Raw genomic sequence first — 12,633 nt, forward strand, 5'->3', positions numbered from 1 at the left:
AGGGTGCGCGCTGCGCGGCTCAGGCCTCCCCGGGGAAGCGGAGGCCGATCTGTGCGCGCACCTCGTCCAGGGTGCCCATGATGCCCACGGAGTCATCGAGGGTCAGCACGTCGCCGTCGAAGGTTCCCTGATGGATGTAGCGTTCTGCCGCTCGTGCCTGCAGGTGCATCCCACGGCCGACGACTTCCGGGGTGAAGCGCTCCACCACCTGTCCTTCGGGAGTCGAGACGGTGAAGCTGGCCGCGGTGAACCAGATCCGGTCGATGTCGAGGCGGCCTTCGGAGCCGATGATGTGCGCGGTGTTCGGCCCGGCCCCGCGGGAGGAGGACAGTGACGTCGACAGCGTGCCGTGGGCGTGTCGCAGGATCGTGGCGACTTCGGTGTCGACGCCGGTCTCGCCGAAGCGTGCCTCGGCGGTGACCGAGGTGGGCGGGCCCAGGATGTCCCAGGCGAAGGAGATGGGGTAGACAGCGAGATCCAGCAGGGCTCCGCCGCCGAGGGCGAGGTCGTTGATCCGGTGGGCCGGATCGCGCGGCAGGCGCTGGGTGTGATCGGCGAAGAGGGCGCGCACCTCGCCGATGGCGCCGCCGTCGACCAGTTCGCGGATCCTGCTCATATGCGGCAGATGGCGAGTCCACATGGCTTCCATGACCAGGAGTCCGCGCTCGCGGGCGAGGTCACGAAGACCTTCTGCCTGGAGTCGGTTGAGGGTGAACGGCTTCTCCACCAGCGCGTGCTTGCCGTTCTCCAGGGCGAGCCGGGCGTGCTCGGCATGGAACGGGTGGGGCGTGGCCACGTAGACGATGTCGACCTCGGGGTCCTCAGCCAGGGCCCGGTAGGAGCCATGAGCGCGGGGGATGCCGTGCTGGCGGGCGAAGGTCTCCGCCGAGGCCTGGCTGCGGGAGGCGACGGCGCTGACCGTGAGTTCGGCGGTGTGCATGTCGTCGGCGAAGGCCCGGGCGATGCTTCCGGTGGCCATGATTCCCCAGCGCAGTGATGTCATGGTCGGCGAGTCTACTGCAGGAATGCGCTTGCCCGTGATGGGCGTCACTCCGCTGCTCGTCACCGCCTGCGCGCGACCGGTGTCCGCGGCGCTGATGGCCACGGTCCGGTTCGCGACCGCGCAGCCGCGGGCGCCGGATCGGAGCGAGCCGGCCGACGCCGGGCCAGCGAGGTCAGGGCTGGTGGGTCTGCGGGAGACGCTGTGGGTCTCAGCGGCGGTGTTCGCGGTGGCGGCGTTGGCGATCGTCTGCTCTGCGCTGCGGGGAGCGCGGGGCCCAGAGCGCCCGGGCGGCTGAGCGGACCGGGGTCACCGGTCAGCTGAGTTGGAGGATCTTCTCCTGGACCACCTGGGCCCGGACGTTGGAGAAGCTGGACTCCTCACCGACCTCGGAGAAGCCCAGCGACTCGAGGATCCTCAGGGTGCCGACGTTGTCCACCACCACTCGGGCACGGACCGGACGTTCCGGGAAGTCGTGCAGGAACTTCGAGACGGCCTCAGTGGTGATGCCGCGCCCCCAGAACTGCTTGTCGGTCCAGAACATGATCTCGCGGGCGTCCTCATCCTCGAAGGCGGCGATGGAGCCGATCGGCTGTCCTTGGAAGTCGATGGTGCGCACGATGGTGTCGGGAGAGTTCAGCAGCTCGCCCCAGTGGTGGTCGAAGACGCCCCGGTCCGTCGGGTTCGTCGAGGCGAATCCCGCCATGTGTGCGGCGTCGGCGTCCTGCTGGAACCGGAAGAACTGGTCCAGATCGCTCGGCTGTACTTCCCGCAGCGTGATCATCGTGTGGCTCCTCGTCGTCGGCGGCATGGCCGAAGGTGGGGACAGGTGCAGTGCGTCCAGGGTACCGGCACATCCGGGCCACACGTGCATCAGGTCTCCTTGAGGGCAGACGTGCTCTGCCGCACCGACGATGACGGATTCCCGCATATCCGGCCCCGGCCGGGATAATGGCGGCATGTCCTCCTCCGATCCTTCGCGCGAACCGAGTCCTGTCGACGCGGCTGGCCCTGTCGCCGCTGGCCCTGTCGCCGCTGGCCCTGTCGCCGCTGGCCCTGTCGCCGCTGGCCCTGTCGCCGCTGGCGGCGAGGCGGCCCCAGGAGCTGACCGCGCCGGGACCTCCGTGAGCTCCGGTGCGGTCCGTCGTGTCGTCCTGCTGGGCTCCACCGGGTCCATCGGCACGCAGGCTCTGGAGGTCATCGCCGCCAATCCCGGCCGTTTCGAGGTGGTCGGCCTGGCAGCAGGGACCCAGACGGAGCTGCTGGCCGAGCAGGTCAGAGTCACCGGGGCCCGGACGGTGGGAGTGGCCGTCGACGGCGGCACGGCGGCGAACCCGGGGAACCCTCCGCTGGCTGAGGCGCTGCGGGCCGCCGGTGTCCGGCATCCGGTGGAGATCCTCACCGGCGCGGAGGCCGCGGTGGACTGCGCGGGACAGCTGGAGGCCGACGTCGTGCTCAACGGCATGACCGGCTCCATCGGGCTGCGGCCGACCCTGGCCGCCCTGGCGTCCGGGGCCACCCTGGCGTTGGCGAACAAGGAGTCGCTGGTGGTGGGCGGCGCTCTGGTCGCGGCCGTCCAGCGTCGCCCCGGGCAGGTGGTGCCGGTGGACTCCGAGCACTCCGCGCTGGCCCAGGCGCTGTGCTCCGGGCGGCATGAGCGTGGGCTGTGCGCACCGACGGTGACGGGCCGCAGCGAGGTGCGGCGGCTGATCGTGACAGCCTCCGGCGGCCCCTTCCGCGGCTGGACGCCTCAGCAGCTGCGCGAGGTCACTCCGGCCCAGGCGCTGCGCCACCCGAACTTCGCCATGGGGCGGGTGGTGACGACCAACTCGGCCACGATGGTCAACAAAGCGCTGGAGGTCGTCGAGGCGCACCTGCTCTTCGACGTCCCCCTGGAGGACATCACCGAGGTGGTCCACCCGCAGCAGATCATCCATTCCCTGGTGGAGTTCCAGGACGGCTCGACCCTTGCCCAGGCTGGCCCGCCACGGATGTATGTGCCCATCGCACTGGGCCTGTCCTGGCCGGAGCGGCTTCCGGCGGTGGACTCCCCGCTGGACTGGATGCAGGCGATGAGCTGGGACTTCGAGCCCCTCGACGACGAGGCGTTCCCTGCCGTGCGGCTGGCCAAGCAGGCCTGTGCGGCGTCGGCGACACATATGGCGGTCTACAACGCGGCCAATGAGCAGGCGGTGGATGCCTTCCATGAGGGCCACCTGAGCTTCACCGAGATCCTTCCCACTGTGGAGCGGGTGCTGGCCGGCCACGACGGCGGAGCTGGGGCGCCCAGCCTGGAGGAGGTCCTCGATGCCGAGGTACAGGCGCGGGCGCGGGCCGACGAGCTCATCGCGGCTGTTGCAGTCTCCGTGCCTGCTGGCGGCGCCGACGGTGTGGGGCCGGCGGGAGGCTCTGAGACGACACCTGCGCAGACAGCGCAGACGGCGCAGACGGCGCAGACGGCGCAGGAGGGGCCGGCGGATCGGAACGAGGGCATGAACGAAACCATGGAGGGGCAGGCATGACGGCGCTGCTGATGACCGCCGGAATCCTGATCGTCGCGATCGGGATCATCCTGTCGATCGCGCTGCACGAGATCGGCCATCTGGTCCCGGCGAAGCTGTTCAAGGTCCGTGTCACGCAGTACATGGTCGGCTTCGGTCCCACGCTGTGGTCGAAGCACCGGGGGGAGACGGAGTACGGGGTCAAAGCCGTGCCGCTGGGCGGCTATGTGGCGATGATCGGCATGTACCCGCCGCCGCAGGAGGACTCCGCCGACTCGGCGGTTGCTGAGGCATCGGGCGAGGGCGATCCCGACGCCGGACCCACGGACCCGTATCTGCGGCAGATCGGTGCCCAGTACGGGCGGCCCGAACAGCCTGAACAGCCTGAGCGGCCCGAAGAGCCGGCGTCCGGAGCCGGGCCTCAGCAGGGCCCGGCGCGCACCGTCAGCTCCCAGTCCACCGGCCTGTTCCAACAGATGTCCTCGGAGGCCCGTGAGGTCGCGGCCGAGGAGCTGCGCCCCGGCGACGAGGAGCGCATGTTCTGCCGTCTTCCGGTCTGGAAACGCATCGTCGTGATGCTCGGCGGGCCTGCGATGAACGGACTCATCGCCCTGGTGCTCACCGCCGGGACGATCTCCTTCCACGGCACGATGGAGCCGACTCCGCAGGTCCATGAGGTCTACGAATGTGTGGTCTCTGTGGAGGCGGCTGAGGCCGGGCAGACCGAGTGCGGCGCGGACGATCCCGCCGCTCCGGCCTATGAGGCCGGGCTGCGCCCCGGTGATGAGATCGTCACCTACGGCGGACGGCAGGTCCAGGACTGGGACCAGCTGACCGCGCTGATCCGTGACTCGGCGGGATCCTCCACCTCGGTCGAGTATCTGCGGGCCGGGGAGCGGCACACCACCACCGTGACCCCGATCCTCACCGAACGTCCTGTGCTGGACGGGCTGGGACGGGCCGAGCGGGACGGTGACGGTTCGCTGGTCACCGAGCCGGTCGGGTTCATCGGCATGGGTGCCGAGCAGGAGCTCGTCCGTCAGCCGGCGTGGGAGGCCGGACCGGTGGTGTGGGAGCAGTCGAAGGCGGTGCTCGGCGTGGTGGCGAACCTGCCGGTGCGGCTCTATGACGTCGCCGTCTCCACCTTCACCGAGGCGGAGCGGGACCCGGACGGGCCGCTGAGCGTGGTCGGGGTCGGACGGATCGCCGGGGAGCTCTCGGCGCTGGATGAGGTCCCGCTGGAATCCCGGTTCGCTTCGCTGATCTCGCTGATCGCCGGGGTGAACGTGGCGTTGATGGTGTTCAACCTGATCCCGCTGCTGCCGCTGGACGGCGGGCATGTCGCCGGGGCGCTCTACGAGTCGCTGCGCCGCCGACTGGCGAAGCTGCTCGGCCGTCCGGACCCTGGTCCCTTCGACATCTCGAAGCTGCTGCCGCTGACCTATGTGGTCGCCGGGCTGCTGCTGGCCATGGGGCTGCTGCTCATCTATGCGGACATCGTCAATCCCATCCGGCTGTTCTCGTAGCGGCCGGTGCTGGGGCGTCTGCTCAGCCCGGCGTCGCCTGCGCCAGCGCATCGATCCCGGCGGGGGAGAGGGCGTGATGCAGGGCCAACAGGCTGGCCCCGATCAGCCCGGCGTCCCGGGACTGGGCGGCGGTGTGGATGTCCAGACGCTGGGTGGCCAGCGGCATCGCCCGCTGATACACCACCTCCCGGACTCCGGCGAGCAGGTGTTCGCCGGCGCCGGCCATGCGTCCTCCGACCGCGATCACCTCGGGGTTGAGGAAGCTGATGCTGGCGGCCAGGACCTCACCGAGGTCACGTCCGGCCTGACGCACAGCGTGGATCGCGTCGAGGTCGCCGGCGTCGACCAGCCGGACCACGTCCCGGCCGCTGGTGACCTCCTGGTGTCCGGCTCGGCGGAGCCTGTCGGCCAGCCGTGATCCTGAGGCCACCGCTTCCAGACAGCCTTCGTTGCCGCAGTGGCAGAAGACGCCGTCGCCGGAGCGCACGCGCACGTGCCCGATGTCTCCGGCGATGCCCTGGGCGCCACGCTGCAGGCGCCCTCCGGAGATGATGCCCGCGCCGATGCCGGTGGCGACCTTGACGAACAGGAAATGCTCCACCGGCCGGGGCAGTCGGCTGTGCTCACCCAGTGCCATGATGTTGACGTCGTTGTCCACCAGCACCGGAGCCGCCAGGTGCTGGTGGAACCAGCCGGGCACGTCGAATCCGTCCCATCCGGGCATGATCGGGGGGCGGGCAGGGCGTCCTGTCTCGAAGTGCACCGGTCCGGGCAGGCCGATGCCGACGGCCATCACGTCGTCGCGACGCCGGTCGAGGCCGGCGAGCAGCTCGTCGGTGAGCTGCCTCACTCGGGTCAGCACGGCCTCGGGGCCGGCAGCGATGTCGAGGGGCTCCTCGTGGGTGCTCAGCTGCGCGTTGAGCAGGTTCACCACCGCCAGCCGGACGTGGCTGGCGCCGAGGTCGACGGCGAGGGCCAGTCGGGCATCGGGCAGCAGCGCGACCCGGCGGGGAGGACGTCCGCCGGTGGAGGCGCCGTCGGCGGCCGGGCCGATCAGTCCCAGGTCGCTCAGGACGGCGAGCCTGTCGTTCACCGTGGAGCGGGCCAGTCCGGTCAGCGCGGCGAGTTCGGTGCGGCTCTTGGGTGTGCCGTCGCGCAGAAGCTGGAAGAGATCGCTCGCTCCCGTCCCTCCGAGGGCGGTGGTGCTTCTGGCCACGTGCATGGACACCAGTGAACCATACTTCTCACGTTGCATGACTACTCAGTGTTGATAAGTTTCATACTTATGTTGACCTCCAACAGAAGTGTGTCTACTGTGGGCAGTGGCGGTGCAGGTGATCCCCTTCACAGTCGATGGCCACGCCCGCGCAGGTGACCTTGGGGCACCTGACCGATCTGCCAGTCGCAAGGAGCATGAACACCGTGAATGATCTCTCCATCCAGCTCTACACCGTGCGGGGGAGCGTCGGAGCCGACCCCGCGTCCACCCTGGAGCGGCTGGCCGCCATCGGCTTCCGCCAGGTGGAGCCCTTCGGCCTCGTGGACTTCGCCGATCGGCTCGCCGAGCCGCTGAACCGCCTCGGCCTCGCCGCCCCCACCGCCCACGTCACGCTGGCCGGGGCTGAGCTGGACGCGGTGTTCTCCGCAGCCCGTCGGCTGGGCGTCAGCACAGTCATCGACCCGTTCATCGACCCGGCCCGCTGGACCACCCGTGACGGTGTGGAGGCCGTGGCCACCGAGCTGCGTGAGGCCTCCGCCCGTGCCGCCGACGAGGGCCTGCGGGTCGGCTACCACAACCATGCCTTCGAGCTGGAGAACCGGATCTCCGGGACCTCCGCCCTGGAGGTCTTCGCCGAGGTCGCCGGTGACGCCGTCGACCTCGAGGTGGACACCTACTGGGCGGAGGTCGGCGGCGAGTCGGCACCGGAGCTGCTGCGCCGCCTGGGCGAGCGTGTGGTGGCCATCCACGTCAAGGACGGGCCGAAGACGACGGAGAACACCGATCAGGTGGCGGTCGGTTCCGGCAGCATGCCGGTCGCTGAGATCCTCGCCGCCGCGCCGCAGGCTCTGCCGGTGGTGGAACTGGATGACTTCTCCGGCGAGATCTTCGACGCCGTCTCCGCCAGCCACGCCTATCTGACCGGCGGCTCCGCCCGATGACCACAGACCAGGAGAACCGCAAGATGAGCGAGCCCACCACCAGCAGCTCCGCGGCGCCGCAGCAGACCGTCCCCTCCGGGGGCGTCGTCGGGGTCGGCGTCGTCGGGGCTGGTGTGATCAGCGCCGAATACCTGAAGAACCTCACCTCCTTCGCGGACCTGGAGGTGAGGTTCATCGCCGACCTCGACACCGCCCGTGCCGCCGAGCAGGCGAAGGACTGGGGTGTGCAGGCCTCCGGGACCTACGACGAGCTGCTGGCCCGGGACGACATCGAGATCGTGGTCAACCTGACCATTCCGGCAGTCCATGTGGAGGTGGCGCTGCAGGCGGTGGCGGCCGGCAAGCACGTCTGGAGCGAGAAGCCCTACGCGCTGGACCGGGAGTCCGGTCGCCACCTTCAGCAGGCCGCCCAGGAGGCCGGGGTGCGGATCGCCGTCGCCCCGGACACGTTTCTGGGCGCCGGGCTGCAGACCGCGCTGCGCACGATCCGCGGTGGGGCGATCGGCACTCCGCTGACGGCGCTGACCCTCTTCCAGGTCCCGGGGCCGGAGTCCTGGCACCCCAGCCCGGAGTTTCTCTTCGCCCGCGGGGCGGGTCCGCTGTTCGACATCGGCCCCTATTACCTGACCACTCTCGTCCAGGTTTTCGGCCCGATCCGCCGGGTCGCCGCCACCGGATCCCGGGCGCGCGCCACCCGGGTGATCGGCTCGGGTCCGAAGGCGGGCACGGAGTTCCCCGTGGAGGTCCCCACGCATGTGAGCGCGCTGATCGAGTTCGAGTCCGGGGCCAGCGCACAGTCGGTCTTCAGCTTCGACTCGCAGCTTCCGCGTGCCGGCTTCGTAGAGATCGCCGGCAGTGAGGGGACCGCAGTGTTCCCCGATCCCAACATGTTCGACGGGGAGACCACGCTGCACACCGGCGGGGTGGAGCCTCAGGTGCTCCCCGCCGAGGGTTCCTTCCACACCCGCGGCACCGGGGTGGTGGAGCTGGCCCAGGCGATCCGGGGTGATCGCCGCGAGCGCGTCCCCGGGGATCTGGCCTTCCACGTGCTCGACGTCATGGTCTCGATCGCGGAGGCCGTCGAGTCCGGTCAGTTCGTCGAGGTCAGCACCACAGTGGAGACCTCCGAGCTGCTCGACGTCGACTGGGACCCCACCCGGCCCAGCGTGTGAACCGATCAGCACCCAGCATGAACCATGACGACGTGAACCCCGAGGGAAGGGACAGAGTGACGGACCGTACTGAGCAGGCAGCAGACGTGATGAGAGTCGGAGTCATCGGACTCGGGTGGGCTGGACAGCAGCACCTCGAGGGCTTCAGCCAGACTGAGGGTGTGGAGATCCTGGCCCTGGCCGGCATGGAGGACGACCTGCGGCAGACACTGGGCGAGCAGTACGCAGTGCCGCACCGGGTGCCCACCTGGGAGGAGCTCCTCGAGATCGAGTCCTTGGACGCGGTCAGCATCGCCGTGCCGACCTTCCTCCATGCGCCGATCGCGATCGCGGCCCTGGCGAAGGGGCTGCACGTGCTCTGCGAGAAGCCGTTGGCCCGTGACGCCGAGGAGGGGCAGACGATGGTCGAGGCCGCCCGGTCGGCGGGCCGGGTGCTCGACGTCGCGTTCAACCACCGTCGTCGGGGAGACATCGCTGCGCTGAAGAGCGTCATCGATGCCGGCGAGCTCGGCCGCTCCTACTATGCGAAGGCCTCGTGGCTGCGCCGCCAGGGCATCCCGCAGCTGGGAAGCTGGTTCACGAGCAAGGAGCTCTCCGGCGGTGGCCCGATGATCGACATCGGGGTCCATGTGCTGGACTACGCCCTCTACCTGCTGGGTGAGCCCAAGGCGGTCACCGTCACGGCCTCCGCCTTCGCCGAGCTCGGCACCCGCGGCAGAGGCGGGGCGAAGAACGGCTCGGTGGCCCGGGAGGACACCGCGCGGGAGTATGAGGTCGAGGACTTCTCCTCAGCATTCGTCCGGTTCGATGACGGGTCCACGTTGATCCTGGAGGCGGGATGGGCCACCTATCGCGAGTCTCAGGATCTGCTGGACTTCTCCGTGTACGGGACCGAAGGAGGAGCCCACCTGCATGTGGCCGGTGCGGCGAAGACCCCGGTGGGGGAGCTGAGGGTCTTCACCGACCAGGAGGGTGAGACAGCCGACTACGAGCTCACCGCGGAGCCCGGACGTGGGCATCGTCAGGTGGTCCAGGACTTCGTCGAGGTGGTCCGTGGGGACCGTGGCAGATGGCGTGACCATGATGGTTCACTGGCGCTGGAGAGGGCACGCATCATCGATGCCTGCTACCGGTCGGCCGCTGATCGACAGGAAGTGAGGCTCGCCGATGTCTGAGACTCGCTCCGAGACTCCGTTGCGGATCCTGGTGTGGAACGAGGGTGTCCATGAGGCCCAGGGCGAACCCGCTCACATCGGGGAGATGTACCCGGACGGGATCCACGGGGCGGTCGCTGCGGGCCTGCGGCAGCATCTGCCGGACGCGGAGATCACCACCGCCACGCTCGGCGACCTCGACCATGGGCTGACCGAAGAGCGGCTGGCCGGCACTGACGTCCTGCTGTGGTGGGGCCATGTGGCCCACGGAGAGGTGCGCGATGACATCGTCGAGCGCGTGCACCGGCATGTGTTGGAAGGAATGGGACTGCTGGTGCTGCACTCCGGGCACTTCGCCAAGATCTTCCAGCGGCTGCTGGGCACCACCTGTTCCCTGGCCTGGAGGAACGAGGGCGAGCAGGAGCTGGTCTGGACGGTGAACCCCACCCATCCCATCGCCGAAGGGATCCCGAACCCGCTGGTCATCCCCGAGCAGGAGATGTACGGAGAGTTCTTCGACGTCCCGGAGCCGGAGTCGCTGATCTTCATCAGCTCCTTCTCCGGCGGTGAGGTCTTCCGCTCCGGGCTCACCTACTGCCGAGGCCGCGGTCGGATCTTCTACTTCAGTCCCGGGGACCAGGACTACCCCGTCTACCACCAGCCGGAGATCCGCCGCGTGCTGGCCAACGGGGTGCGCTGGGCGGCGGCCCCGGGACAGCAGCGGGAGCTCCCTGACGTGAGGAACCCGCGGCGCGGCTGGTTCGAACAGACAGACCCGGAGCGCAGCGCCCCATCGGAGGGCTCGTGACGGGGCAGACAGGAGAGTCAATGCAGAGACTGAAGGCAGGCATCATCGGGGGCGGGTTCATGGCCCGCACCCATACGACGGCCGCACGTGCCGCCGGTGCCGAGGTGGTGGGCCTGGCGTCCTCCTCCCCGGAGCGCAGCGTGGCGGCGGCCGAGCCGCTGGGGGTGGACCCGGCAGCGAGCGTGGAGGAGCTGATCGCACGCAGCGATGTGGTCCATGTCTGCTCGCCCAACGCCCGACATGCCGAGCACGTGCGGGCGGCGATCCAGGCCGGGCGGCATGTGGTCTGTGAGAAGCCGCTGGCCGTCGACGCCGCCGAGGCGGCCGAACTGGTCGACCTCGCCGAGCAGGCCCAGGTGGTGGCCGCGGTGCCGTTCGTCTATCGGTTCCACCCGATGGCGCGCCAGGCGCGGGAGGAGGTCGCGGACGGCCGGCTGGGTCGGCTGCTGACCGTCCGCGGAGCCTACCTGCAGGACTGGATGCTCGACGCCGAGGAGTCCAACTGGCGGGTGGACCCGGAGATCTCCGGGCGCTCGCGGGCCTTCGGAGACATCGGCTCCCATCTGGTGGACCTGCTGGAGTTCATCGCCGGCGAGCGGATCGTGCGGCTGAACGCGGCCACCAGCATCGCCCACCCGCGGCGCGGGGGAGCCGAGGTCGTCACCGAGGATGCCGCAGCCCTGACCGTGGAGCTGGCCGGCGGCGCGCTGGGCAGCCTGATGGTCTCCCAGGTCAACGCCGGGCGGAAGAACCAGCTGACCGTCGAGCTGGCCGGCGTCGAGGGCGGCGTGTTCTTCGACCAGGAGCACCCCGATGAGCTGTGGCTGGGCCGGGCCGAGGGATCGGTGACGATCTCCCGGGATCCGGGGGTGATGGGCTCAGACGCCTCCCGGCTCTCGCTGGTGCCCTCGGGCCACCCGATGGGGTACCTGGACGCCTTCGCGGCGTTCGCCCGCGACACCTATGCACGGATCGCCGGGGGAGACCCGGCGGGCCTGCCCACCTTCGCCGACGGGGCCCGCGCGAATCGGCTCATCGATGCGGTGATGGAGTCCGCGCAGCAGGGCCACTGGGTCGACGTCGCCCCCGCCGGGACGCCGGTCGGCGCCCCGAGATGACCCCAGATCCTCGAGACCTCACCCCAGAAGGAGAACAAGGAGAACCATGAGCGCAGAGCACGCCTCCCATCCCGTCACCCTGTTCACCGGCCAGTGGGCCGACATGCCGTTCGAGGAGCTGGCGGCCCGGGCCGCCGAGTGGGGCTATGACGGACTGGAGATCGCGGCCAGCGGAGACCACCTGGATCTGCGGCGCGCTGATGAGGATGACGAGTACCTGCAGTCTCGGCGGGAGATCCTGGACCGTCACGGGCTGAAGGTCTGGGCGATCTCCCACCATCTGGGCGGCCAGGCCGTCTGTGATGACCCCATCGACTTCCGCCACCAGGCGATCCTACGTGACTACGTCTGGGGCGACGGAGACCCCGAGGGGGTGCGTCAGCGCGCCGCGGAGGACATGAAGCGCTCTGCGCGGGTGGCGCGGAAGCTGGGCGCCGACGTCGTCGTGGGGTTCACCGGATCGAAGATCTGGCAGTACGTGGCGATGTTCCCGCCCGTGCCGACCGAGGTGATCGACGCCGGCTACCAGGACTTCGCCGACCGCTGGAACCCCATCATGGATGTCTTCGACGACAACGGTGTGAAGTTCGCCCTGGAGGTCCATCCTTCGGAGATCGCCTATGACCACTGGACCACGGTGCGGACTCTGGAGGCCATCGGCCACCGCGAGGCGTTCGGGCTGAACTGGGATCCCAGCCACATGTTCTGGCAGGGCATCGACACGGTCGGGTTCATCACCGACTTCGCCGACCGGATCTACCACGTGGACTGCAAGGACACCCGACTGCGGCCGCAGACCGGGCGCAGCGGCATTCTCGGTTCGCACCTGCCCTGGGGCGACCCGCGGCGCCGCTGGGACTTCGTCTCCACCGGCCACGGGGACGTCCCGTGGGAGGACGCCTTCCGGGCGCTGGCCCACATCGGCTACTCCGGGCCGATCTCCATCGAGTGGGAGGACGCCGGCATGGACCGCCTCCACGGCGCCGCCGAAGCGGTGGAGAGGATCCGTGCGCTGCGGTGGAAGCGCCCCGAGGCCTCCTTCGACGCGGCCTTCTCCCAGCAGTAGTGGAGGTGGAGGCCCGCAGTGCGAGGCCCGTCCTGCTCGTGCGACCCCCTCCTGACGGTGAGGCCCCGCCCAGCTGGGTGAGGCATCGTCATCAGGATGGGGTCTCGTGGTGCGTTCCGGGTGAGCCT

General features: G+C 69.7%; 12 protein-coding genes. 9 read left to right on the plus strand and 3 right to left on the minus strand.

All coding sequences use genetic code 11. The features are described 5' to 3' along the window. Positions 1 to 19 precede the first annotated feature (19 nt). Positions 20 to 1,003, minus strand: coding sequence for a Gfo/Idh/MocA family protein (locus ACYVKI_RS02705; protein WP_460688798.1), 984 nt, complete (start codon positions 1,001 to 1,003; stop codon positions 20 to 22). Between the two features lie 22 nt (positions 1,004 to 1,025). Between ACYVKI_RS02705 and ACYVKI_RS02710 the strand changes: the two genes are divergently transcribed. Then, on the plus strand, positions 1,026 to 1,298 hold the full coding sequence (locus ACYVKI_RS02710; RefSeq protein ID WP_460688799.1) for a hypothetical protein: 273 nt from the start codon (positions 1,026 to 1,028) through the stop codon (positions 1,296 to 1,298). A gap of 18 nt (positions 1,299 to 1,316) precedes the next feature. Here the strand turns inward: ACYVKI_RS02710 and ACYVKI_RS02715 are convergent, their stop codons facing one another. Beyond that, a complete protein-coding gene (locus ACYVKI_RS02715; RefSeq protein ID WP_460688800.1) occupies positions 1,317 to 1,784 on the minus strand; it encodes a GNAT family N-acetyltransferase in 468 nt (155 codons plus the stop codon). A 340-nt stretch (positions 1,785 to 2,124) separates the two neighbouring features. Between ACYVKI_RS02715 and dxr the strand changes: the two genes are divergently transcribed. Both dxr and ACYVKI_RS02725 read left to right on the plus strand, forming a co-directional pair. Then, on the plus strand, positions 2,125 to 3,522 hold the full coding sequence (gene dxr, locus ACYVKI_RS02720; protein ID WP_460688801.1) for a 1-deoxy-D-xylulose-5-phosphate reductoisomerase: 1,398 nt from the start codon (positions 2,125 to 2,127) through the stop codon (positions 3,520 to 3,522). Continuing rightward, positions 3,519 to 5,027 carry a M50 family metallopeptidase gene (locus tag ACYVKI_RS02725; RefSeq protein WP_460688802.1) on the plus strand — a complete coding sequence of 503 codons (1,509 nt, stop codon included), beginning with the start codon at positions 3,519 to 3,521 and terminating at the stop codon, positions 5,025 to 5,027. Before dxr ends, ACYVKI_RS02725 begins: the two co-directional genes overlap by 4 nt. A gap of 22 nt (positions 5,028 to 5,049) precedes the next feature. On the opposite strand, the gene ACYVKI_RS02730 is transcribed toward ACYVKI_RS02725, so the two are convergent. Next, positions 5,050 to 6,249 carry an ROK family transcriptional regulator gene (locus ACYVKI_RS02730; protein WP_460689387.1) on the minus strand — a complete coding sequence of 400 codons (1,200 nt, stop codon included), beginning with the start codon at positions 6,247 to 6,249 and terminating at the stop codon, positions 5,050 to 5,052. A gap of 191 nt (positions 6,250 to 6,440) precedes the next feature. Here ACYVKI_RS02730 and ACYVKI_RS02735 point away from each other — a divergent pair, with 191 nt between their 5' ends. From ACYVKI_RS02735 to ACYVKI_RS02760, 6 genes are read left to right on the plus strand one after another with little or no spacing between them, the layout of a single operon-like run. Further along, positions 6,441 to 7,187 carry a sugar phosphate isomerase/epimerase family protein gene (locus tag ACYVKI_RS02735; RefSeq protein WP_460688803.1) on the plus strand — a complete coding sequence of 249 codons (747 nt, stop codon included), beginning with the start codon at positions 6,441 to 6,443 and terminating at the stop codon, positions 7,185 to 7,187. A 23-nt stretch (positions 7,188 to 7,210) separates the two neighbouring features. Beyond that, the gene (locus ACYVKI_RS02740; RefSeq protein ID WP_460689388.1) at positions 7,211 to 8,359 is read left to right on the plus strand and encodes a Gfo/Idh/MocA family protein; all 1,149 of its coding nucleotides are present in this window, start codon (positions 7,211 to 7,213) and stop codon (positions 8,357 to 8,359) included. A 56-nt stretch (positions 8,360 to 8,415) separates the two neighbouring features. Further along, positions 8,416 to 9,534 carry a Gfo/Idh/MocA family protein gene (locus ACYVKI_RS02745; RefSeq protein WP_460688804.1) on the plus strand — a complete coding sequence of 373 codons (1,119 nt, stop codon included), beginning with the start codon at positions 8,416 to 8,418 and terminating at the stop codon, positions 9,532 to 9,534. Then, positions 9,527 to 10,321: a ThuA domain-containing protein gene (locus tag ACYVKI_RS02750; protein WP_460688805.1), complete on the plus strand. Its 795-nt coding sequence runs from the start codon at positions 9,527 to 9,529 to the stop codon at positions 10,319 to 10,321. The genes ACYVKI_RS02745 and ACYVKI_RS02750 overlap by 8 nt, the downstream gene beginning before the upstream one ends. Before the next feature lie 20 nt (positions 10,322 to 10,341). Continuing rightward, the gene (locus tag ACYVKI_RS02755) at positions 10,342 to 11,439 is read left to right on the plus strand and encodes a Gfo/Idh/MocA family protein (protein WP_460688806.1); all 1,098 of its coding nucleotides are present in this window, start codon (positions 10,342 to 10,344) and stop codon (positions 11,437 to 11,439) included. A gap of 46 nt (positions 11,440 to 11,485) precedes the next feature. Next, a complete protein-coding gene (locus tag ACYVKI_RS02760; protein WP_460688807.1) occupies positions 11,486 to 12,505 on the plus strand; it encodes a sugar phosphate isomerase/epimerase family protein in 1,020 nt (339 codons plus the stop codon). The last annotated feature ends 128 nt before the right edge of the window (positions 12,506 to 12,633 follow it).

The organism is Nesterenkonia suensis, from assembly GCF_054782935.1.